The following is a 22,752-nucleotide window of genomic DNA, read 5'->3' as shown; positions in this document are numbered from 1 at the left end:
TAATTCGCTTCTGCTGCCGCATAGGCAACCCATTAACAGGAACAATTCCCATTATTGGGGTCGCCCTGGCCCGGCGGTTCTACTCCCAATAAAACGGCCCTTTCCCCTTCAAGCGGGCCAATCCCTCCACATAGAAAAAGTCGCCGTAGATCAGCGGAACATCGATGTTTTTCCCCTCCGGGTAGTTGCTGGTTCCGTGCAGAAGGAGCCCTTCCTCCCCCGGATCGCCCCAGGTTTCGTAGTTTTGGTACAACGATTTGAGGATACGTTCCGCCGACTGGCGGTAAGTCGGTCCTTCCATCTCATTTGCCTTCTCCGCCAGCAACAGCAAGCCGCTGGCCGCACAGGCTCCGGCGGAGGAGTCCCGGTAGATCCTCAATTCCGCCGGGGCCCGGAAATCCCAAGGAGGCACATGATCCTCCGGAAGCTGGGCCAGGAAGAAATGCGCAACCCGTTTGGCCGCATGCAGGTAATCCGGTTTGCCGGTGTGGTGGTAGGCCAGCGTGAGCCCGTAGATCGCCCAGGCGGTTCCCCGGGACCAGGCCGATTCCGGCGCGTAGCCTTGTCCGCCGATGCCTTCCACCCGCTCCCCGGTCAGCGGATCGAACCGGATAATATGGTAAACCGAGCCGTCGGGGCGGAGAAAATGCTCCAGGACGGTATCCATATGCGCTTCGGCAATATGCCGGAACCGGGGATCCCCCGTGATTTCCGAAGCCCAGAACAACAGCGGCATATTCATGCAGCAGTCGATGATCGCCCAACCGGCGTTGTCGTTTCCTGCATACCAGGGATTCCAGGCGCGGATATACCGGCCTTTCAGATTGAACCGGGCAGCCAAATAATTAGCCGCCTTCAGGGCTCGAAGCTTCGACGCCTCGCTGCCGAGCAGCTTAAAGGAAGCCACGCTAGTCAGCGTCCACATAAAACCGATGTCATGGTCCAGGCGGACAAATCCGTCCAACACTCCGTCCAGTTGGGCTTCACATTGCTCGGCCATCGCCCTCAGGGATTCATCTCCGCTATCGTTATACAGCAGCCACAGCATCCCGGGCCAAAACCCGGCCGTCCACCAGGCCGGCTCCGCCAGATCATATTTTCCTCCTTGACTGGCATGCGGAAACCTCGCCCCTATACGCCGGAGGTTGTAACTCGTCTTCTTCAGCGCCTGACTCCAGGCTTCTTCCACCCACGCTAAGCTTTCCGTCAAAGTTATCCGCTCCCCTTTCATTCCGCTCGTTCTAATTTACATAAATTCGAACCATAAAATGACTTGGATCTCATCCAGCAAATGTTCCACGTGAAAATCAAGCGCATACCAGACCCTATCCCGACCAAAATGGTCCCGATAACTTTGCTCCTCCACAGAAGCCTTCAGAACGGAGGGGTCGTATTTTATCCGCAACCTGCGTGCGTAAGCCGCCTCCGCCCCTTCTTTCGCAGGCGACAAGATGATCACGCCCTGCACCTGATCGATTACCGGCGGAGCCAAGGTGACGACCCGCTCACTTAGCGAGCCCGGCGGCTTGAAGAAGCGGAACACATCCTCCAGCTTTAGCACCGGCAGCTCCGATTTGTGCCAAACAAAGGAGCGGATATATGACTTCGGAGCGACAGCAGGCGGATAGGCCCCGGCGAGCTCCAGCCGCAGCAAATCCGCCGTTTCCCCTGTGGAATCCTCCAGCACCGCTGCAGCCCGGTCCTCGCCCGCTTCCTGCCCGTGTCCGTCAATCACAGGTACCGCATGGCCCTGGGACCCATTGCAGGCGTATTCGTACCGGCCGGCCCCGAAATAGTCGGCCGTGTACTCGCCGCAACCCAAGTCCGCCACTAACGCCATTCCGTCGGCCAGCAGCATAAAATGGCCGAGGTCGTTGTGGTTGTGCGGCTCGCCGTTATGCCCGCCCTTGGCGGCAAACCCGAACATTCCCGCCACACTCCGGTAGCGGGAAATGAGCCACTGCGCATCGGGCAAAAAGCAGGCGGCAGTGCCCCACTCACGTTTGCCCTCAAAAACGGCGGGATTGCGCCAGATCAGATTCCGCAGCGCCGGGGCCCATCGGCTGCAATGGTCGTCACGGTAGTCGGCGCGCATGTCCGCGGGCGGGAGTTCAAATTCGGGATAAAACTCCGCCAACTTGTGGGAAAGCCCCACATGAACGGGATGGGTAGGCAGAGAATCGGAAAAATTGGCGACCGCCCTCCCCCCCAAATAGCATTTTTGCTGGAATAACGCGATTTGCCGAACTTTCCCCCGAGTGAACCAATCCAACTCGCCGTCTGTGCGTGAGCGCAGCAGGTCCGCATAATAAACAAAGTAGCCAAATCCGTAATTCCAGTAACCGAGTCCTTCGAGACAGGCCCCATCCCCACCGAACCCCCGCAAATACCACTCCAGGCTTGCCTGAACCCGGAGGAGCAAATCCGTAAGCGCTTCCGGGCTCTGTTCCAGCAACAAACCCGTTGCCCCGATCGATCCTGCGCAAACCGCGGACCAATTGTGGGACGCCGTTTCCCAAAAAAATGGCCCGCAGACCAGAAACGGCCTCAATATCCGCCGGTTCACTTCACTTTCGATCAGACACCTCAGGCGCTGCGGCAGCCTCTCTCCCAAGAGCAGGGATATTTCGGCAAGTGTGAATGCGGTTTCAGCCGAAAATAAGTCAATGGATTGCACAGGATCGTCGTCCACTCCCAAATGAGCTGGCAGACACCAGGTATACTCCCTGCAAATCGACCAGATGGTTTCATGGAGATGCGATGCGTACAGCTTGGAATCAGGTTCCAGCAAACAGAGCAAAGTAAAGGTGTTCAGTCTTCTTCTCCGCTCAAAATAAACCCGTTCATACTCCAACCGCGATCCGGTTGCCCGAAAGATTGAAAACAGCGCATAACCCAGCTCGGGCAACTCCTCCTTCAATAACCGTTCCCCTTCGGATCTGATCTCCTCCAGATTGGACCGGTAAGCCTCATGCTCGCGCACATTCCGCCAAAATCCCGCCGCATCCCCCCAAGCATAGTAAAGCTCCAGATCGGCGGGTGCCATACGATTCACGATCTCCCGGATTTTCCTCCTGTTCAAATCGTCCATCTCCTATCCAACCTCCTTCTCCCGAAAAAAGGCCAGGGCCGGCGGGATATTATCCCCGATACACGGCAGGCGGCATCCCGCATAGCTCTTAAACGTCTTGACCACTCGCAGATTTCGCCAGACGTACAGCTTGTGGTACCCGGCAGTTTTTGGCCCGTTCCATTTTATGCTAGTAACTTATTCGATAAACGTCATCCCGGTTCCCTGCTTGAACAGCCTGCTGAATTAGCCCGGTTTCAGATGAAGATGCTCTCATCTTTGGCCGCTCGCACACGCCAAATTCGCAAGTTCTTCAGGCTGGCGATCCCGGTTAAATGACAAATTGCAAAAAAATACCGTCATCGAAATGACGGTATTTTGCTCATTTTCACGCTAATTTTGACTTGTTCGTGTTCGGTCCTTCCCCTTAAATGTCGAGGTTCTTGACCGTTTTCGCATGCTCATTGATAAAGTCGCGCCGCGGTTCGACGTTGTCGCCCATCAGCGTGTCGAAGATCGCGTCGGCCTGAATTGCGTCGGCGATGGAAACCTGCTGCATGGTCCGGCTTTCCGGATCCATCGTCGTTTCCCACAGCTGCTCGGGATTCATCTCCCCGAGACCTTTATAACGCTGCACGTTGAACTTGGCGTTCTCGCCGAATTCCGCGATGATTTCATCGCGCTCGCGTTCGGAACCGGCATAGCGAACGACCTTGTTCCGCTCGATCTTGAAGAGCGGCGGCATCGCGATGTAGACGTACCCGGCCTCGATGATCTTCCGCATGTAGCGGAAGAAGAACGTCAGCAGCAGGGTGCGGATATGCGCGCCGTCGACGTCGGCATCGGTCATAATGATAATCTTATGGTACCGGGCCTTCGAAATGTCGAACTCCTCGCCGATCCCGGTGCCGAGCGCCGTGATGATCGCCCGGATTTCGGCGTTGCCGAGGATCCGGTCCAAGCGGGCCTTCTCGACGTTCAGGATCTTCCCGCGCAGCGGCAGAATCGCCTGGAAGTGACGATCCCGGCCTTGCTTGGCCGAACCGCCCGCCGAGTCACCTTCGACGATGTAGAGCTCACTGATGGACGCGTCCTTCGAGGAGCAGTCCGCCAGCTTGCCCGGCAGGGCGCTGACTTCAAGCGCACTCTTGCGCCGGGTCAGCTCGCGCGCTTTCCGGGCCGCTTCCCGGGCCCGCGAAGCCTGCAGCGCCTTGTCGAGAACGCGCCGGGCGACCGCCGGATTCTCCTCCATGAACTCCTGCAGCTTCTCGGCAAACAGGGACTCGACAATCCCGCGCACTTCGCTGTTGCCGAGCTTGGTCTTCGTCTGCCCCTCGAACTGCGGTTCGGGAATTTTGACGGAGATGATCGCCGTTAAGCCTTCACGGACATCGTCCCCGGTCAGGTTGGAGTCGTTCTCCTTGATCGCGCTGCTCTTGCGGGCATAGTCGTTGATAATCCGCGTCAAAGCGCTCTTGAAGCCCGACTCGTGCGTACCGCCCTCATGCGTATTGATGTTGTTGGCGAACGAAAAAATATTTTCCGTATAGCTGTCGTTATACTGCAAAGCGATTTCCACCTGAACCATATCCCGCTGGCCTTCCACATAAATCGGCTGCTCGTGGAGGACCTCCCGGTTCTGATTCAGGAACTTCACATACTCCATGATCCCGCCCTCGTAATGGAACGATTCCGATACACCGCTCCGTTCGTCGGTCAAGGAAATATTAATGCCTTTATTCAAAAACGCCAGCTCGCGGATCCGGGTGAGCAGCGTATTGTAATCATAAACTGTGGTTTCGGTAAAAATCTCCGGATCGGGATGAAACGTCGTCTTCGTTCCCGTAATCGAGGAATCGCCTACGACCTTCACATCATATTGCGGTGTCCCGCGGCGGTATTCCTGCTGATAAATATGGCCGTCCCGGTGAACCTGAACCAGCACTTTTTCGGACAGGGCGTTTACGACGGAAACCCCTACCCCGTGAAGACCGCCGGATACTTTATACCCGCCGCCGCCGAACTTACCCCCGGCGTGAAGGACCGTCATGACGACCTCCAGCGTGGATTTCTTCAGCTTCTGATTCTCCCCGACCGGAATACCGCGACCGTTATCGACAACGGTCACGCTGTTGTCTTCATGAACCGTGACATCGATTTTGTTCGCATAGCCGGCCAAGGCTTCGTCAATACTGTTATCGACGATTTCCCAGACCAAATGATGCAGCCCGCGGGAACTGGTCGAACCGATGTACATCCCCGGCCGTTTCCGTACCGCTTCCAGACCTTCCAGTACCTGTATCTGACTCTCATCATACGATTGCTCGTTCATAGACACTGCCTTCACCTACTTCTATAAATTCTATGTCGGGTGGATTAAATCATGGATGAAACGTTGCTCTTCTTCTTCAACGTCGCGGAGGAAATCGGCGAATAGTACACGGTATCCCCGGTGACGACTATCGACTTGGACTCCTCTTCTCCGATCCGCATGACCTGCTTCTCCTTGATAGCATGGCTGACGAATTGCTTCGAGATTTTCGAAGATTTCTCGATCGAAATATCGAAAATCGCCACCACTTCCGAGGATAGGACCACCTTCTCCCCGCCCAGATGAATGTACAACGCGATTCCCCCCGTCTCTATGGATGAACCTGTCCCTCTTGAACATGAAAAATGCTGGCGTCCTGAAGACGGCTGGCATTGAGGCTCTCAATCCCGGTAGCCGTAATGAACGTCTGCACTTTGCTTTGAAACGTTTCAATCAATTGAGTTTGGCGGTAAGGATCCAGTTCGGACAGTACATCGTCCAGAAGTAAAATGGGGTACTCCCCGATTTCCTCGTGAATCAGCTCGATCTCCGCCAATTTAAGTGATAAGGCCGTCGTCCGCTGCTGCCCTTGAGAGCCGAAGCTTTGCGCTTCATTGCCGTTGATATGAAACGCCAAATCGTCCCGGTGCGGACCCGCAAGGGTCATTCCGCGGCGGATTTCCTGATCTTTCGTTTGTGATAACTTTATCATAAATTGCTCCAATAAGACAGCTTCATCTTCTTCTTCGGCTTCGCCGAAGGACGGAAGGTAGGATAATTTCAGGTTTTCCCCGCCCCCGGTAATGCCCTCGTGAATCTGCTGCGCCCATTTTTGCAGTTTTCTTATAAATTGTTTCCTTTTCTTGATGATTTTAACACCATGCTCCGCCAACTGCTCATTCCAGATCTCCAGCATAGTGGTGACCTCCGGTCCTGCCCCCCACGCCTGCTTCAGAAGGTTATTGCGTTGAACCAGCACTTTTTGATACTGCTGAAGGTGAAAAAGATAGCTGGGCTGCACTTGCCCGATCTCCATATCCAGAAACCGCCGCCGGACCCCGGGAGTTCCTTTGACGATCTCCAAATCCTCCGGGGCAAACATCACGGCGTTCAGCGCCCCGATGAAATCGCTCAGCTTCCGCTGCTCCAGGCCGTTCAGCTTGGCCCGTTTTCCCTGTTGGGAGAAGCGCAGCTCGAGACCGACCGTCCCGTATTTCCGCTCCACCTCCGCCCACACCGTAGCCTGGGCGCTGCCAAAGGAGATCAGTTCCTTATCCTTCGCCGTCCGGTGCGATTTGGTAAGCGCAAGTACAAGCAGCGCCTCCAGCAGATTCGTCTTCCCTTGGGCATTGCGCCCGATCATGAGATTGACGCTGCCGAAGGAGCCCAGCGACAGCGCCTCATAATTACGGTAATTCGCAAGTGATATCGATTTAACAAACAATGGTATCCAGGCCCTCCTCGTGTCCCCCTGACGTCCAGGTTAGGGAGCCGTTACTCCTCGCCGCGAACTACCTGGAAAGTACCGCAGTCTTCCACGGAAATCGTATCGCCGGGGTACAGCTTCCGGCCTCTCCGGTCCTCGGGCTCTCCGTTTACCTTGACGGCTTCTTCCTGCAGCAGCGCCTTGGCCATGCCGCCGGTCGAAACGCAGTCGGCCAGCTTCAGAAATTGATCCAGTTTGATATATTCACTGGAAATCGGAATCGTCTTCATCGCGTGTCCAACGACCTCTCTTTAATTTGTAGTCCGGTATGGCAGGATCAGATAAAGGCTTTGGCTGTCATCCACCGGTTTGATGATGATGGGGCTCATGGCCCCGGTGAAACCGATGTGAAGCTGCTCGCTCTCCACCACTTTCAACACATCAAGCATATATTTGGAGTTGAACGAAATCCGCAGCGGATCGCCCGTAAATTCCGCCAGATCCAACTGCTCGGTGACCTTGCCCAGTTCGGAGGAACTGGACGAAATCTCGATCGTTCCGTTCTCCAGCGTCTGCAGCCGCACGATATTCGTTTTTTCTTCACGGGACAGCAAATAAGCGCGGTCAATGGACTCGCTTAATTTTTTTGTATCCAAAACCAGTTCTGTTTTGTAGGTTGTCGGAATAATCTTGGAAGTATCCGGATAAGTTCCGTCCAAAATACGGGTATAAAAGAGTACCCGGTCAATTTTGAACAAGACCTGGTTGTCCGCTACGACGATGTCCACCCGTGTATTCTGGTCGGGAACGATCTTGCTGAGCTCGTTCAGCGTTTTACCGGAAATGACGATATTGCTGAAACGCACGCCTTCCGCATCGTCCAGCCCCGCCGTACGGCTGGCCAGCCGGTGACGGTCGGTAGCCACAAATTTGAACTGGTTATCGCTCAAATTCCACAACACCCCTGTCAGAATCGGGGAGCTTTCATTGGTCGAAATCGAGAAGACCGTTTGCTTGATCATATTTTTAAGCAGGTCGCCCGGAATGGAAATGACCTGATTCTCTTCAATATTCGGCAGCACCGGGAACTCTTCGGGATCCAGGCCGACCATTTGGATATCGGTGGAGCCGGAACGGATTTGCGTTTTAAATCCTTCGCCCACTTCCATTTCGATTTCGCTGGAAGGAAGTTTTTTAATGATTTCCACAAAAAACTTCGCCGGCAGCACTACACTACCCGGGCGTTCAACTTGCACGATTTGCTTCTCCTGATCTTCAGCCGGAATAAACGCCTGGATGGAAATATCGGTATCGCTGGCCGTCAGCGTCATCCCCTGAAAATTAACCTCCAGCTTGATCCCCGTCAAAATCGGGATGGTGGTGCGGCTGGAAATCGCCTTAGCCACATGCTGGATAGATTCGTTCAAATCATGCTTTAAAACGCGGATTTTCATAACTTCAACTCCTAAAAGTTTTATGGAACATCACATCTTGAATAGCCTTTGCAATAAAACTTGCTTCGTAAGCAATTGCTTTGTTTTATGGAGCTTTACTTTTTTGATTTAACTTTATAGGTTGAACTATTGATTTGCATATTAGGCGGCGGTGTAAAGGGTTCTTTTCACACTCTTGGCCTACAACTAATTTGGTTGGTTCAAAATAAAGGGAATTCTTCCCGTTAATTTGGTGCGTACGCGGCTGCAGAGGTGATTTAGCTGGAAAACCTCCCGCTAGTTTCCCTGAAATTGCGTATACCGGCAATTGGGCCGAGAAATAGATGGAGCTTTTCCAGCTAATTCCGATCCAAGAGTCAAGAGCGGTAGATTAACGGGAGACTTTCCCGTTAAAGTGGTGACTCCGACGGTGGCGCTTTATATCTACAATTGTGGAGTTCAACCCCTATTTGCAATAAAGCTTTACTTCGTAGGCATATTATCGGCCCGTACCTGCATATATTTGATTTTAGCAAGTAAATGCAATTTCCGCTAATCCGAACTGAAATGGATAGAAAACCGGAGCTTAATAGCCGGTTGATCTCAGCATAGGTTGTACTGCTCTTCCCGTGGCGGCTTGGCCGCTATTTTATGATGATGTATATCTTTAAAATATATAGAAGAAGTAGTAGGGGCCCTGAATATGTGGATAACGGAACAAAATATATGAAATGAAGCCTATCCACATGTGAATATCATGTGCATAGGCTTATAGCTTATTCAGGATGAATTTTTGATTTTCTCCGTAATGTTGTTGATAACTTTATAGAGATCCTGATCGGTTTTCAACTGCTGGGATATTTTTTCGTGGGCGTGAATGACCGTGGTATGATCCCGTCCGCCGAAGGCATCCCCGATTTTGGGAAGCGAGAAATCCGTTAATTCCCTGGATAAATACATGGCGATTTGACGGGGAAAAGCGATCGCCTTGGTCCGTTTCCGGGCTTTAAAATCCTCCAGCCTCAAGTTGTAATATTCGCCGACTTTTTGCTGGATATCCTGAATTGTAATCATTTTCGGCCGGCTCGATGGAATGATGTCCTTCAGGGCTTCGGCGGCCAAATGGGTGGTGATATCCTGATTGATGAGGGAAGAGTACGCCACCACGCGGATCAGCGCGCCTTCCAGCTCCCGGATGTTCGTATCGATTTGGTTCGCGATATACATCATCGCTTCATTCGGAATATCGAGATTCTCCGCTTTCGCTTTCTTGCGCAGAATCGCGATCCGGGTTTCCAGATCCGGCGGTTGGATATCGGTGATCAGCCCCCATTCGAACCGGGATCTGAGCCGGTCTTCCAAAGTCGGAATTTCCTTGGGCGGCCGGTCACTGGATATGATGATCTGCTTGCGCTCCTCGTGGAGTGCGTTGAAGGTATGGAAAAACTCCTCCTGCGTCGATTCCTTGCCGGCGATAAACTGGATGTCGTCAATCAGCAGGATATCGATGTTCCGATATTTGTTGCGGAAGCTCTCCGCCCGGTTATCCCGGATGGAGTTAATGAATTCGTTCGTAAATTTCTCGGATGAGATGTAGACCACCTTGCTGCTTGGACTATGCTCCAAAATATAGTGACCGATGGCGTGCATCAAATGCGTCTTGCCGAGACCTACCCCTCCGTATAGAAAAAGCGGGTTGTAGGCGCGCGCCGGCGCTTCGGCAACAGCCAGCGAGGCAGCGTGCGCGAACCGGTTGCCGGAACCGATAACGAACGTATCAAAGGTATATTTGGGATTCAGCATATTGGAAACGCTTTCCTCCAGCTGGACGGGTGCGGGGGGTTCCTTGTAAACCTGCGTCTGCTCGGGCGCGGCGGATTCCTCAATCACAAAGGATACGTCAACCTGTTTGCCGAGAAATTCGAAAACCGTGGTTGCGACCAGTTTCGTATAACGGCTCTCCAGCCATTCCACAGCAAAAGTGGTGGGGGCGGAGATGACGATCGAACGATCGTTCAGGGATACGATTTTGGTGGCTTTGAACCAGGTATCGAAGCTGGGTTTGCTGAGTTTTGTATTAATGATGGATAAGATTTGCTGCCATAGGTCGGAGGTATGGCTATCCACAGACGGTCACTCCTTTAAAATCTTCCAATTGTGGCATGAGCCATGCAGAAAGGGTCGAAAAAACATAAATAAAGGGGACATTTATCCCCATGAGTCAGTAAAGTGGAATGATTATAAACATGGATAAATTTGAATTGTTCACAATGTTATCCACAGGCTGTTAATAATTTATGGCTTTAAAATAGATATTCACACCAAAAAACAATATAATCATAGCAAAAGAAGGCTTATATTTCAATGCGTTGCTGTTTTTTATCCACAAATTCAATAACTTGTGTATAATTTTAACCCACAACACTACATATTGTTTATAAATTGTTTAAATTTCGACAACATCCGAGTTGTTTTAAATAAAATTATACACAGGATATCCAAAAGTCCGACATTTTCCTAAATGGGGTTGTGAATACTTTTTATAGACAAAAAAGACGGTTCTCCGAGAAAACTTCGGAGACCGTCTTTTTTCAGGTGCGATTGTTTCGTTCCTTAATCCTATTTCAGGCCGCGCTGGAATTTGGCGATCGCTTCGTAATCCTCCTCCAGCTTGCGGGAGATCCGGATATAAATCGGGAGGAGTTCCTTGTACACCGTGGCATGCTCTTTGATTGGCGAATGCTCGAAGGTGCCGCCGACCATGTCGGAAACGGCGTCAAAGGAATCAATTTTGCCTAGCGCGTACAGCCCCAGGACGACTGCGCCGAGACAAGAGCTTTCGATGCTTTCGGGGATGACAACTTTTTGATCGAAGATGTCGGCCAGCATCTGACGCCAGAGCGGGGAGCGGGCAAATCCGCCCGTAGCTTGGATTTTTCGCGGCTCTCCAATCTGTTCCTCCATTGCCAGCAGTACGGTATACAAATTATATATAACGCCTTCCAATACGGCGCGGATCATATGCTCTTTCTGATGATGCAGCGTCAAGCCGAAAAACGAGCCGCGGGCGTTCGGGTTCCATAAAGGAGCTCGTTCGCCGGCCAGATAAGGATGAAACAGGAGGCCGTTCGATCCCGGCGCCACTCTTTCGCCAATTTTGGTCAATACATCGTAAGGGCTGATCCCCAGCCGTTTGGCGGTCTCCACCTCGGAAGCGGCGAATTCGTCGCGCACCCAGCGGAAAATCACGCCGCCGTTATTGACCGCTCCGCCGATGACCCAGTGTTTTTCGGTCAGCGCATAGCAGAAGATACGGCCTTTGGGGTCGGTTTTCGGACGATCCACGACCGTACGGATGGCGCCGCTCGTTCCGATCGTCACGGCAACGACACCGGGGGCGATGGCGTTCACGCCCAGATTCGACAGCACGCCGTCGCTGGCCCCGATGACGAAGGGAGTGGAGGGGAGGAGCCCCATTTTTTCGGCATAAGATTCGGATAGTCGGTTCATGATGTGGGTGGTCGGTACCAGTGTGGACAGTTGATCCGGCGTGATGCCGGCGACCCGCAGCGCTTCCTCATCCCAATCCAGCCGCTCCAAGTTCAAAAGTCCGGTGCTGGAGGCGATGGAATGATCGACGACGTATTCTCCGAACAGCTTCGCAAAGACATATTCTTTTATGGAGATGAATTTAAAGGTTTGCTTAAAAATATCCGCTTTGTCATGGCGCAGCCACAGCAGCTTGGATAGCGGAGACATCGGGTGGATTGGGGTTCCGGTGCGCAGGTAAATCTCATGTCCGCCGAGCTCATTTTTTAATTTTTTCGACCATTCGACGCTTCGGTTGTCCGCCCAGGTGAGACACCGCATCAGCGGCTTGCCGGATGGGTCGATCGGGATGACGCTATGCATAGCCGTGCTGAAGGAAACGAGCAAAATCCGCTCCGGCGCGGCATTGCTTTGCGTCATGACATGCCGAATCGCATTCAGGACGGCGCTGAAAATTTCCTCCGGATCCTGCTCGGCAACGTCGGCCGCTTCGGTATACAGCGGATATTCTTCATTGGCGGAGGCGACGATGGTCCCGTTTTCTTCGAATAACACCGCTTTGGTGCTTGTCGTTCCAATATCCACGCCGATCATATAAGCTTTTTGTTCCATCCGATATTACCCTCTCTCTCCATGTTTGAATATTTTTATCATTATATTAGAAAAAAGCGTTAATGAGGAGAATCAGTCCCAATCCCACAAGCGAAAGGATCGTCTCCATGACGGTCCAGGATTTCAGCGTCTGCGGAACGGTCATATTGAAAAACTCCTTGACCATCCAGAACCCCGCATCGTTGACGTGCGAAAGCACGATGGAGCCGGCGCCGGTGGCCAGCACGACAAGCTCGACGTTGACGCCGGGCGAGAGCGCCAAGACCGGGGCGACAATCCCCGCGGCGGTCGTCATGGCGACGGTGGCCGAGCCGGTCGCTACCCGGATCAGGGCGGCGACGAACCAGGCGAACAGGATGACGTTAATATGCGCCCCGGTGGCGATTTCGGCAATGGCGCCGCCCACTCCGCTGTTGATCAGCACCTGCTTGAAAGCGCCGCCCGCCCCGATAATCAAGACGATCGTCGCGATCGGAGCCAGACATTCGCTCGTAAACTTCGAAATTTCATGCTTCGTAAAGCCCCGGGAGAAACCGAGCGAGAAAAAGGAAAAGACAACCGCGATCAGCAGAGCCATGATTTCATGGCCGATAAATTCGCAGAACAGCGTAAAGCTGCGCGTGGCCTCAGGATCCAGAATATCGGCGATCGATCCGATGAGCATCAGCAGGACGGGGAGCAGAATCGTAAACAGCGTGATGCCGAAGCCCGGCAGCTTGCGGGATCCTTTGACCGCAAATTGCTCCGCCAGCTCCGCGGGCGGTTCCAGGACGATGCGTTTCCCGATGAATCGGCCGAAAAGGGGCCCCGCAATAATCGCGGTCGGAAAGCCGATCAGAATCGAATACAGAATCGTTCGGCCGAGGTCCGCGCCATACGCGTCGATAGCGATCATCGGAGCCGGATGCGGAGGGACAAGTCCGTGTACGGTGGACAGTCCGGCCAAAATCGGAATGCCGATTTGCAGCAGCGACATTTTCGTTTTTTTGGCCACCGTAAACACAATTGGGATTAGAAGAATGACGCCGACCTCGAAAAAGACGGGAATCCCGACGATAAAACCGACGACCATCATCGCCCAATGGACTTTCTTTTGCCCGAACCGGTCTACAAGCGTCGTGGCGATTTTCTCGGCTCCGCCCGATTCGGCCATCATCTTGCCGAGCATGGTGCCAAGAGCGATGACAATCGCGATGGTGCCCAGCGTACCCCCAAGCCCGCTCGTAATCGAGCTGACGACGTCAAGCGGCTGCATGCCGGCCAGCAGGCCCAGCAAAAGTGCGGAAATTAGCAGTGTCACGAATGGGTTCCATTTATATTTGGAAATGAGAACGACAAGAAAAACAATCGTCACCAGGGTCCAAAATAACAAGGTGGCGTTGTGGCTCATGTTGAATAACGTGCTCATGGTGTTCCTCCTTCTATTTTTTAACCCTTTTTTACTACTATTTCGTTTCCTTCATGCTGGTATGCACGGTGTTTACCGAATCGGCGAAATACTCCTCAATTCCGGCCGCGATCACCGCCGGGCTTCGGGATTGCAGCTCTTTCAGCAGCTTGCGGTGCTTCTCCACCACATAGCTGATTTTTGGTTCGCCCCCGGAAAATACCTCTTCGGTCGTCATCAACATCACGGTCATCACAATGGGCCGGATGCTGGACCAAAGGTGCAACAGCCTGGCATGGTTGGCCGCGGTGATGATGTGCTCATGGAAGGTGAGGTCTTGGTAAGCGAACTCCACGACATCACGATACTTGGCGGCGAGCTCCATCTTGTCGACAATTTGCTGGAGAACGGCGATTAGGGGTGCAGGGTCGGTGGAGGCAAGCCGCCGCCAGGAAAAGCTTTCGATTAAGTAACGGACGTCATACAGCTCCTCGATATCCTTTACCTGCAGTCCGTTAACGACGGCGCCCATTCGCTGCAAAGTGATCAGACCTTCGCTGGAGAGCGCTTTCAAGGCTTCGCGAACCGGAGACCGGCTTGCCGAGAACTCGGCGGCGATGCGGTTCTCGGACAAGACGGTACCGGGCTGAATGGTGCCGTTAATCATCTGAAGGCGCAGCTCGCAAGCGATAAATTCGCCCAAGGAGCTGCCCTTCAGCCAGGAAGACGGGAATTTCATAAAGTCATCCCCTTATTTGGCCGATTCCACGGCATGGCCGCCGAATTCGTTGCGTAGGGCGGCAACGACTTTACCGTGGAACGTATCGGATTCAAGGGAGCGGTAGCGCATAAAAAGGGACAAGGCGATGACCGGAGCGCTGGCTTGCAGATCCAGGGCCGTTTCAACCGTCCACTTGCCTTCTCCGGAGGATCTCATCACGCCGCGGATGCCTTCCAGCTTGGGATCTTTGGAAAAAGCGTTCTCCGTCAGCTCCATGAGCCAGCCGCGAATCACCGAGCCGTTGGACCAGACGCGCGCCACGTCTTCGAAATTGTAGTCAAACGGGCTTTTCTCCAGCAGTTCGAAGCCTTCGGCGATCGCCTGCATCATGCCGTACTCGATTCCGTTATGCACCATCTTCAAAAAATGGCCGCTGCCGTTTTTTCCGGCATATAGATAGCCTTTGTCGACCGCGATATCCCGGAAAATCGGCTCAATCGTCCGGAAAACCGCCTCGTCGCCGCCGATCATAAAGCAGCCGCCTTGATTGGCGCCTTCAACACCGCCGGAGGTACCCACATCAAAGAAGTGTATGCCGTGGCCGGACAATTTTTCGGCAAGGGCCAGCGAATCTTTGTAGTGGGAATTACCGCCGTCGATCACGATATCTCCGGGGGAGAGCAGAGGGATTAAGGAGTCCACCACCGATTGAACCGCGGGACCGGCGGGAACCATCACCCATACGATACGGGGAGCTTCCAGCGATTGAACCAGCTGCTCCAGGCCTGACGCGGGAACCGCACCTTCTTTGGCGGCGTTTTGAACGGCTTCGCCATTCATGTCAAACGCCACCACCTCATGCTGATGATGCAGGAGATTAAGCACAAGGTTGTACCCCATTTTGCCAAGACCGACCATGCCCAATTTCATAAATTTCAACATCCTTTCGCAATTGGTATACTTGTATACAACTTAATTATGATTTATCTTACTCCGATCTGTTGCCGCTGTAAATCATGTAAGAAAGCGATTTCTTCCGAAAAAACCATCTTATTAATACTTTTCCACATGTGCATAACTTCTATTCCGACGTAAAAACTAGCAGGTTGTGGAGAACTTTTTCGAATAAAATATGCACAGGCTCCGAAAAATCACAAATTGGCCCAGAAAGAAATGCCGGGCTCTGTTGACTTTTCAGGGGGGTTATGATTAAATGTAAAAAGGCATTTTCTGTGGATATGAAAATGGTAAATATACAGTGATCGATTCCTGTTAAGGGGGTGCAATACATTGAAACCGACATTTAAGCCGAATGTGAGCAAACGTAAAAAGGTTCACGGTTTCCGCAAAAGAATGAGCACGAAAAACGGCCGTAAGGTTCTCGCTGCTCGCCGTCAAAAAGGCAGAAAAGTATTGAGTGCGTAATGCGTGCATGAAGACCACTACGGTGGTCTTTTTTTACATTGTCATAGATGTGTTTGAACCGGAGCCCCGCAAAGTCGTCTTGAAGAAGCAGAGGTGTAACCGCCTAACTTTGTGGGGTTCTTTTGTATCGTTTGCCGCAGATGGGACATGTCTATAACTACAATGACAGCGAGCCCTAAGGGGCTTGACCGAGGAGAAGAAGCTCGTGCACAGAAAGTTGAGATTACGAAATCGGGCAGACTTCAACCGGGTTTACCGGTACGGAAAATCTTTTGCCAATCGTCAGCTCGTCGTTTACTATTCGACCCGGCCCGAAATCGAGCGTTTCCGGCTCGGCGTTTCCGCCAGCAAGAAGATCGGCAATGCCGTCGTCCGCAATCGGATGCGCCGCATGTTGAAGGAGATCGTCCGCCTGCATGAACCGGAAATCCGGGATCATTTGGACCTGATTCTGATCGTTCGCAACGGGGCGGTCGGTATGGAGTACAAAGAACTGGAGAAAAGCGTGCTTCATGTCCTGCGTAAAGCCGCGCTGCTCAAGCCTTCCGGACGATAAGCATGCTTGTTTCTTTGTCCCATTAAATATGGTATGATTTACGATGTATGGATAGGTTAAGAGAGGGGTTTTGAAGTGTCGCGTCTTACAAAAAATCAAAAGAAATGGCTCCTGCTTATCCTCGCAATCGGTCTGATGGCCGTCCTGGCGGGGTGCGGCGCGAATCCAGCTAATCACATGAGTACTACCGAGGACATGCAAAAAAGCGGTTCCTGGTGGACGGCGAATGTTGTTTATTATTTTTCATTAGCTTTGGATACGTTTGCGAAATGGTTCGGCGGGGCGTATGGATTGGCGATCCTCGTGATGGTGCTGATCGTGCGGACGCTCATTCTGCCGCTTACGTTGAAGCAGGTGAAGAGCTCAAAGGCGATGCAGGCGATTCAGCCGCAAATTCAAAAGATTCGCGAGCAGTATAAGGACAACCCGGAGAAGCAACAGCAAGAGACCATGAAGCTGTTCCAGGAAAACAAGGTAAATCCGATGGCCGGCTGTTTTCCGCTTATAATTCAGATGCCGGTGTTCATCGCTCTATATAACTCGATTTATTACAACTCGGCGATCGCGGGTCACTCGTTCCTCTGGCTGCAGCTCGGCCAGCCGGATCCATGGTATATCCTGCCGATCGTAGCGGCGCTGACGACGTTCATTCAAACGAAGATGATGTCGAACATGAACCCGAGCGGCATGCAGGGCCCAATGCAGTTCATGATGTTTATCTACCCGGTTTTGATCTTCGTCATGGCGATGAATTTTGCCGCGGCGCTTCCTTTGTACTGGATTTTCAGTAACTTGTACACTATCGGGCAGAACTTCTTTATTTACCGCAAGAAGGACCCGGTTGTTGCGGCTAATGTTGCCGGAGCGGGGGCAAGTTCAGTGCCTTCCGGAAAGTCGAAAAAGGGCGGTTCTAATTTAAAAGCCGGTCATCCCGGTAAAAGTGCCAAGGGGGCCAAAAAATCGAAATGAACAAGATCGTGACGTCAGGAAAAACCATTGAAGCAGCTGTAAAACAAGGATTGGCTAAGCTCGGCACCACCGAGGACAAAGTCACCGTGAATGTGTTGGAGCAGCCATCAAGAGGATTCCTGGGACTGATTGGCGTAAAGGAAGCCAAGGTCGAATTGACTTTACTTTCCGAGCAAGAGTCATCGGTTCCGCCGCAAGGGACCACGCCGGAGAAGCAAGCGACGGTGTTCCCGAAGGAGCAGCCCGAGAAAGAGGCTTCCCCTGGACAGGATCCTTATGAAGCGGCGGCGTCATTCATTAAGGACGTCGGTGAGAGCATGGACATTCATGTCGATGTAGAGATCGTTCACCGGAAAGACAGTACGGTCCTAAACATTTCAGGGAACGACCTTGGCGTACTGATTGGCCGCAGAGGGCAAACCCTCGATTCGCTGCAGTATTTGGCTAATATCATTGCCAATCGGTACTCGGACAGCTTTATTCGTTTGACTTTGGATGCCGAGAATTTTCGGGAACGCCGCAAAAAGACCCTGGAGGACTTGGCCGAGCGTCTGGCCGCCAAGGTCGTTCGAACCCGGAAGGAAGTTTCCCTGGAACCTATGTCTCCCCAGGAGCGCAAGGTGATTCACTCCAAACTTCAAGATCATCCGGAGGTCAAAACGTACAGCAAAGGCGACGAGCCCAACCGGCGGGTCGTGATTACATTGAAGCAAAGCAAATGAAGTGTGAAATGCAATGGCGTCTTGCTCCGGCAAATGTCATTGCTTTTCTTTTAACTAAGGATTCTCAACCCACCCAAACCCTCCCTTACCGTAAGGGAGGGCCCCCAGGGCCGGCAGCCCTCGGGACACCCGCAAGGGGAGAAACGTAGGAGTTACAGAGGCGCTCCTGCCTGCTGTCCCCTACGGGGATGCGCTGAACTGTGATGGTGGGCACGCTTTTCCCCCTACGGGTCCGTCTTACTTAAGGTGCACCCGTGCCACCTGAGGGTTGGAGGCACTGCTGCTTTCGGCGCCCCCGGGTGAACTGTAGTGGAAACAGCCGCTTTTCTCCCCGTTGGGGCACGCTTTACGGTAGAGCTCCTACGGGAAGGAAGGCGGTAAGTTAGTGGCTGGGAGTAAGGTGGTGGAAAGAGGGCGCTGTCCCTGCGGGATGCGCTTGCTGTTGGGCAGAACATTTCCTAAAACGGGGCTTTCGGTCGTTTAGGATATACTTATTGGTGAGGAAGATCATTCGGGCTGTGAAGCGCCAAGGATTTACCTATGGTTTTAGAGGCCGCCCCGAAAGCGCGAGGGGCTTGTGCCCGCAGAATGGTGAATCACCAGCGGAGCAGGGCCGAATGAATCTGGAGAAGCGATAGCGCTCGCCTTTGCCATTGGATTGCCTCCGAGTTAGGTTGAGGTGAATGAAGCAATCCAAGGGCAACAGCGATCGGAAGATCATTCGGGCTGCGTAGCGCCCAGGATTCACGACTCAGGGTTTGGCAAGCACGGTGAATCACTAGCGGAGCAGGGCCGAATGAATCTGGAGAAGCGATAGCGCTCGCCTTTGCCGTTGGATTGCCGCCGCTTGAGGTTGAGGTGAATGAAGCAATCCAAGGGCAACAGCGATCGGAAGATCATTCGGGCTGCGTAGCGCCCAGGATTCACGACTCAGGGTTTGGCAAGCACGGTGAATCACCAGCGGAGTGGGGCCGAATGAATCTGGAGAAGCGGTAGCGCTCGCCTTTGCCATTGGATTGCCTCCGAGTTAGGTTCAGGTGAATGAAGCAATCCAATGGCAACAGCGATCGGAAGATCATTCGGTCTGCGAAGCGCCAAGGATTCACGACTTAGGGTTTCGCCCACCGGCATTATTATTAAAATTCGAGGTGACATACCATGCTTAGCGATACAATAGCCGCGATCTCGACTGCGGTCGGCGAGAGCGGAATCGCCGTAATCCGGGTCAGCGGCCCGGAAGCGATCGGCGAAGTGGGGCGGTTGTTCCGCTCCAAAACGGCATTATCGGAGGCGGAGAGCCACACCGTGCATTACGGTTTCATCGTGGACCCCGAGACGGACGAGAAACTGGAAGAAGTGCTCGTATCTTTGTTTCGGGCGCCGCGTTCTTTTACGACGGAAGATGTGGTGGAAATCAGCACCCACGGGGGCATCATATCGGTAAAGCGCGTGATGGATCTGCTGCTGTTGCAGCGGGGAATTCGCCTGGCGGAGCCGGGGGAGTTTACGAAGCGCGCTTTTTTGAATGGACGGATCGATTTGTCGCAGGCGGAGGCGGTTATTGACTTGATCCGGTCGAAATCCGACCGGGCTTTTTCGGTAGCCCTGAAGCAGGTGGAAGGTGATTTGTCGCGCAGAATCAACGCCATGCGGCATAGTTTGGTGGAGACGTTGGCGCATATCGAAGTGAACATCGATTATCCCGAGCATGATGTGGAATCGATGACCATGGAGTTCATAAAAGACAAGTGTACGGAAGTAACAACGCAAATCGACGGGCTCCTGAAAACCGCAAACCAGGGCAAAATCCTCCGGGAAGGGATCACTACAGCCATTGTAGGACGCCCGAATGTAGGAAAGTCTTCCTTGATGAATGCGCTGGCCCGTGAAAATAAAGCGATCGTCACCGATATTCCGGGAACGACGCGCGACGTGATCGAGGAGTACGTCACGATTAACAATATCCCTTTGAAGCTGCTGGACACGGCGGGGATCCGGGAAACGATGGACGTGGTGGAGCAGATTGGCGTGGAGCGGTCCAAGGCGGCCGTAGTGGAAGCAGATTTGATTTTGCTGGTCCTCAACAGTGCCGAATCGCTGCATGAGGATGAATTGAAACTGATGGAGCAATTGACAAATAGACCGACACTTGTGCTGTTAAATAAAATCGATCTTCCTCAGCAGTTGGATCGCGCTCAAATCGCTCATTATTTCCCGGAAAATGCTGTGGTCGAATTGTCCGCCAAAACCCAGGAGGGATTGGATCATTTGGAAGATGCGATCTCGGAACTGTTTTTTGGAGGCAAACTGGAGTCCGGCGATTTGACTTATGTCAGCAACGTCCGGCATATCGCGCTGTTGAAGAAAGCCAAGCAGTCGCTGGCCGACGCTTATGAGGCGGCAGACAGTGGAGTTCCGATCGATATTTTGCAAATCGATGTGCGTTTAGCCTGGGAACAGCTTGGGGAAGTGATCGGTGATTCCGCGCCGGATGCGCTGATTGATCAAATTTTTTCACAATTTTGCCTGGGAAAATAATGATTCCAACGTATGCAATCCGGCGGATCATGGTATGATGATGGAGATTGAAGGATTAATTTAAATTTAAAATATACGTGTGGAGAACACGAAGTGAGTCATAAAGTTCATCAAGGTTCACACTTACGTTTTAGGAGGTTTCAAGATGGGTTATGTTGCCGGAAGTTATGACGTTATCGTCGTAGGGGCGGGTCATGCCGGCTGTGAATCCGCTTTGGCGGCGGCCCGGATGGGCTGCAGCACGCTGATGATCACGATCAATCTGGATATGGTGGCATTTATGCCATGTAATCCATCGATCGGGGGTCCGGCGAAAGGCCATGTGGTGCGCGAAGTGGATGCGCTCGGCGGGGAAATGGGCCGCAATATCGACAAGACGTTTATCCAAATGCGGATGCTGAATACCGGAAAAGGGCCGGCCGTTCATGCTCTGCGGGCGCAGGCGGACAAGTTTTTGTACCAGCAAACGATGAAGGAAACGATGGAGCGGGAGCCGAACTTGACGATGCGTCAAGGGATGGTGGAGGAACTGATCGTCGAGGACGGTCAATGCGTCGGTGTGATCACCAAGACAGGCGCGGAATACCGGGCTAAGGCCGTGGTGCTGACAACCGGCACGTATTTGCGCGGCAAAATCATCATGGGCGAGCTCATGTATGAGAGCGGACCGAACAACCAGCAGCCTTCGGTGAAATTGTCGCAAAATTTGAAGGAGCTGGGCTTTGAATTAGTGCGGTTCAAGACGGGCACGCCGCCGCGGGTTCACAAGGACAGCATCGATTTTTCGCAAACGGAAATTCAGCCGGGAGATGAAAAACCGAAGTTTTTCTCCTATGAAACGAAAAGCTCGGATAACGAGCAATTGCCTTGCTGGTTGACCTACACGTCTTCCGAGACGCATGACATCATCAATGCCAATTTGCATCGGGCGCCCATGTTCTCGGGGGTGATTGAAGGGACGGGGCCGAGGTACTGTCCTTCCATCGAGGACAAAATCGTCCGGTTTGCCGATAAGCCGAAGCACCAAATTTTCCTGGAGCCGGAAGGGAAAAACACCTCGGAGTATTACGTTCAAGGATTTTCGACGAGTATGCCGGAAGATGTTCAATTGCAAATGCTTCGGTCCATACCTGGCCTGCAAAATGTGGAGATGATGCGGACGGGGTATGCCATCGAATATGACGCAGTGGTTCCGACGCAGCTCTGGCCGTCGCTGGAGACGAAGCGTGTGCCGGGGTTATTTACGGCAGGGCAAATCAATGGAACTTCCGGTTATGAGGAAGCGGCCGGCCAAGGCATCATGGCGGGGATTAACGCGGCCCGTAAGGTCCAAGGCAAAGAGCCGGTGATCCTCGACCGTTCTCAAGGTTATATCGGCGTTCTGATTGACGATCTCGTTACGAAAGGGACAAACGAGCCCTATCGGCTGTTGACCTCACGGGCGGAGTATCGTCTGCTGTTGCGTCATGATAACGCAGACCTGCGTTTGACTCCGATCGGATATGAAATCGGGTTGATTACACAGGAGAGATTTAACCAATTTATTGATAAAAAGGAAAAAGTTGATAAAGAAATCGAACGGCTGCGGGAGAAAAAAGTGCGTCCTTCGGATATTAATCCGCTGCTTGAATCCATTGGCTCGGCACCGATCCAGGATGGAAGCAACCTGTTGACAATTCTTCGCCGGCCTGAAGTTACTTATGCACATGTGGGTAACTTATTCCCGTCCGAGGTGGAATTGGACGAAGAAATGAAGGAGCAGGTGGAGATACAGATTAAGTACGCGGGATATATTGAAAAGCAATTGCTTCATGTGGAAAGACTCCAAAAGATGGAGAAGAAGAAGATACCTGAGAATATCAATTATGAGGATATTCATGGACTCGCGATGGAGGCCCGGCAAAAGCTGGCGAAAATCCGTCCGATCTCAATCGGCCAAGCTTCCCGGATCTCCGGCGTCACACCGGCGGATATCTCGATACTCCTCGTTTATCTGGAGCATTATAATCGGGTAACGGCTGCAGGAGGTTGAT

18 protein-coding genes are annotated in these 22,752 nt (G+C 52.7%); 6 read left to right on the top strand and 12 right to left on the bottom strand.

Annotated elements, in window-relative coordinates:
* Positions 1 to 79: 79 nt before the first annotated feature.
* The 12 genes from V4U88_RS07930 to gnd form a co-directional block, all read right to left on the bottom strand.
* Entirely contained in the window at positions 80 to 1,231 is a 1,152-nt protein-coding gene (locus tag V4U88_RS07930) for a glycoside hydrolase family 88 protein (protein ID WP_334072714.1), read from the bottom strand.
* Between the two features lie 15 nt (positions 1,232 to 1,246).
* Positions 1,247 to 3,091, bottom strand: coding sequence for a heparinase II/III family protein (locus V4U88_RS07925; protein ID WP_334072713.1), 1,845 nt, complete (start codon positions 3,089 to 3,091; stop codon positions 1,247 to 1,249).
* A 406-nt stretch (positions 3,092 to 3,497) separates the two neighbouring features.
* Positions 3,498 to 5,402, bottom strand: coding sequence for a DNA topoisomerase (ATP-hydrolyzing) subunit B (gene gyrB / locus V4U88_RS07920; RefSeq protein WP_334072712.1), 1,905 nt, complete (start codon positions 5,400 to 5,402; stop codon positions 3,498 to 3,500).
* Positions 5,403 to 5,446: 44 nt separating this feature from the next.
* Positions 5,447 to 5,695, bottom strand: coding sequence for an extracellular matrix regulator RemB (gene remB, locus V4U88_RS07915; RefSeq protein WP_334072711.1), 249 nt, complete (start codon positions 5,693 to 5,695; stop codon positions 5,447 to 5,449).
* A gap of 17 nt (positions 5,696 to 5,712) precedes the next feature.
* A complete protein-coding gene (gene recF / locus V4U88_RS07910) occupies positions 5,713 to 6,825 on the bottom strand; it encodes a DNA replication/repair protein RecF (RefSeq protein WP_334072710.1) in 1,113 nt (370 codons plus the stop codon).
* Positions 6,826 to 6,875: 50 nt separating this feature from the next.
* Entirely contained in the window at positions 6,876 to 7,097 is a 222-nt protein-coding gene (yaaA, locus tag V4U88_RS07905; RefSeq protein ID WP_334072709.1) for a S4 domain-containing protein YaaA, read from the bottom strand.
* 21 nt (positions 7,098 to 7,118) lie between these two features.
* Positions 7,119 to 8,261: a DNA polymerase III subunit beta gene (gene dnaN, locus V4U88_RS07900; RefSeq protein WP_334072708.1), complete on the bottom strand. Its 1,143-nt coding sequence runs from the start codon at positions 8,259 to 8,261 to the stop codon at positions 7,119 to 7,121.
* A gap of 759 nt (positions 8,262 to 9,020) precedes the next feature.
* Complete coding sequence (dnaA, locus tag V4U88_RS07895) at positions 9,021 to 10,367, bottom strand: chromosomal replication initiator protein DnaA (protein ID WP_334072707.1); 1,347 nt, start codon at positions 10,365 to 10,367, stop codon at positions 9,021 to 9,023.
* A gap of 492 nt (positions 10,368 to 10,859) precedes the next feature.
* Entirely contained in the window at positions 10,860 to 12,401 is a 1,542-nt protein-coding gene (gene gntK / locus V4U88_RS07890; protein ID WP_334072706.1) for a gluconokinase, read from the bottom strand.
* 46 nt (positions 12,402 to 12,447) lie between these two features.
* Entirely contained in the window at positions 12,448 to 13,809 is a 1,362-nt protein-coding gene (locus V4U88_RS07885; protein ID WP_334072705.1) for a GntP family permease, read from the bottom strand.
* Positions 13,810 to 13,846: 37 nt separating this feature from the next.
* A complete protein-coding gene (locus tag V4U88_RS07880) occupies positions 13,847 to 14,527 on the bottom strand; it encodes a GntR family transcriptional regulator (protein ID WP_334072704.1) in 681 nt (226 codons plus the stop codon).
* Between the two features lie 12 nt (positions 14,528 to 14,539).
* Complete coding sequence (gene gnd, locus V4U88_RS07875; RefSeq protein ID WP_334072703.1) at positions 14,540 to 15,439, bottom strand: phosphogluconate dehydrogenase (NAD(+)-dependent, decarboxylating); 900 nt, start codon at positions 15,437 to 15,439, stop codon at positions 14,540 to 14,542.
* A 360-nt stretch (positions 15,440 to 15,799) separates the two neighbouring features.
* On the opposite strand from gnd, the gene rpmH reads away from it, so the two are divergent.
* The 6 genes from rpmH (at position 15,800) to mnmG (ending at position 22,751) form a co-directional block, all read left to right on the top strand.
* Positions 15,800 to 15,934: a 50S ribosomal protein L34 gene (gene rpmH, locus V4U88_RS07870; protein ID WP_040735642.1), complete on the top strand. Its 135-nt coding sequence runs from the start codon at positions 15,800 to 15,802 to the stop codon at positions 15,932 to 15,934.
* A 205-nt stretch (positions 15,935 to 16,139) separates the two neighbouring features.
* The gene (gene rnpA, locus V4U88_RS07865; RefSeq protein ID WP_148454135.1) at positions 16,140 to 16,490 is read left to right on the top strand and encodes a ribonuclease P protein component; all 351 of its coding nucleotides are present in this window, start codon (positions 16,140 to 16,142) and stop codon (positions 16,488 to 16,490) included.
* A gap of 75 nt (positions 16,491 to 16,565) precedes the next feature.
* The gene (locus V4U88_RS07860) at positions 16,566 to 17,459 is read left to right on the top strand and encodes a YidC/Oxa1 family membrane protein insertase (protein ID WP_334072702.1); all 894 of its coding nucleotides are present in this window, start codon (positions 16,566 to 16,568) and stop codon (positions 17,457 to 17,459) included.
* Complete coding sequence (jag, locus tag V4U88_RS07855) at positions 17,456 to 18,181, top strand: RNA-binding cell elongation regulator Jag/EloR (RefSeq protein WP_334072701.1); 726 nt, start codon at positions 17,456 to 17,458, stop codon at positions 18,179 to 18,181. The genes V4U88_RS07860 and jag overlap by 4 nt, the downstream gene beginning before the upstream one ends.
* A gap of 1,158 nt (positions 18,182 to 19,339) precedes the next feature.
* Complete coding sequence (gene mnmE, locus V4U88_RS07850; protein ID WP_334072700.1) at positions 19,340 to 20,719, top strand: tRNA uridine-5-carboxymethylaminomethyl(34) synthesis GTPase MnmE; 1,380 nt, start codon at positions 19,340 to 19,342, stop codon at positions 20,717 to 20,719.
* Positions 20,720 to 20,864: 145 nt separating this feature from the next.
* Positions 20,865 to 22,751 (top strand): tRNA uridine-5-carboxymethylaminomethyl(34) synthesis enzyme MnmG, encoded by a 1,887-nt coding sequence (gene mnmG, locus V4U88_RS07845; RefSeq protein ID WP_334072699.1) that lies wholly within the window; start codon positions 20,865 to 20,867, stop codon positions 22,749 to 22,751.
* Position 22,752: the final 1 nt, after the last annotated feature.

The sequence above is a fragment of the Paenibacillus sp. A14 genome (genome assembly GCF_036864815.1).
In the GTDB taxonomy this organism is placed as follows: Bacteria; Bacillota; Bacilli; order Paenibacillales; family Paenibacillaceae; genus Fontibacillus; species Fontibacillus sanfengchensis.
Note: the sequence above shows the minus strand (reverse complement) of the source record. Positions and strands in the feature narration are given on the sequence as shown.

What these genes read in the sequence shown, in the direction of transcription:
- V4U88_RS07930 (WP_334072714.1), bottom strand. Translation starts at nt 1,231, where the DNA reads ATGAAAGGGGAGCGGATAACTTTGACGGAAAGCTTAGCGTGGGTGGAA.
- V4U88_RS07925 (WP_334072713.1), bottom strand. Translation starts at nt 3,091, where the DNA reads ATGGACGATTTGAACAGGAGGAAAATCCGGGAGATCGTGAATCGTATG.
- gyrB (WP_334072712.1), bottom strand. Translation starts at nt 5,402, where the DNA reads ATGAACGAGCAATCGTATGATGAGAGTCAGATACAGGTACTGGAAGGT.
- yaaA (WP_334072709.1), bottom strand. Translation starts at nt 7,097, where the DNA reads ATGAAGACGATTCCGATTTCCAGTGAATATATCAAACTGGATCAATTT.
- dnaN (WP_334072708.1), bottom strand. Translation starts at nt 8,261, where the DNA reads ATGAAAATCCGCGTTTTAAAGCATGATTTGAACGAATCTATCCAGCAT.
- gntK (WP_334072706.1), bottom strand. Translation starts at nt 12,401, where the DNA reads ATGGAACAAAAAGCTTATATGATCGGCGTGGATATTGGAACGACAAGC.
- V4U88_RS07885 (WP_334072705.1), bottom strand. Translation starts at nt 13,809, where the DNA reads ATGAGCACGTTATTCAACATGAGCCACAACGCCACCTTGTTATTTTGG.
- V4U88_RS07880 (WP_334072704.1), bottom strand. Translation starts at nt 14,527, where the DNA reads ATGAAATTCCCGTCTTCCTGGCTGAAGGGCAGCTCCTTGGGCGAATTT.
- gnd (WP_334072703.1), bottom strand. Translation starts at nt 15,439, where the DNA reads ATGAAATTGGGCATGGTCGGTCTTGGCAAAATGGGGTACAACCTTGTG.
- jag (WP_334072701.1), top strand. Translation starts at nt 17,456, where the DNA reads ATGAACAAGATCGTGACGTCAGGAAAAACCATTGAAGCAGCTGTAAAA.
- mnmE (WP_334072700.1), top strand. Translation starts at nt 19,340, where the DNA reads ATGCTTAGCGATACAATAGCCGCGATCTCGACTGCGGTCGGCGAGAGC.
- mnmG (WP_334072699.1), top strand. Translation starts at nt 20,865, where the DNA reads ATGGGTTATGTTGCCGGAAGTTATGACGTTATCGTCGTAGGGGCGGGT.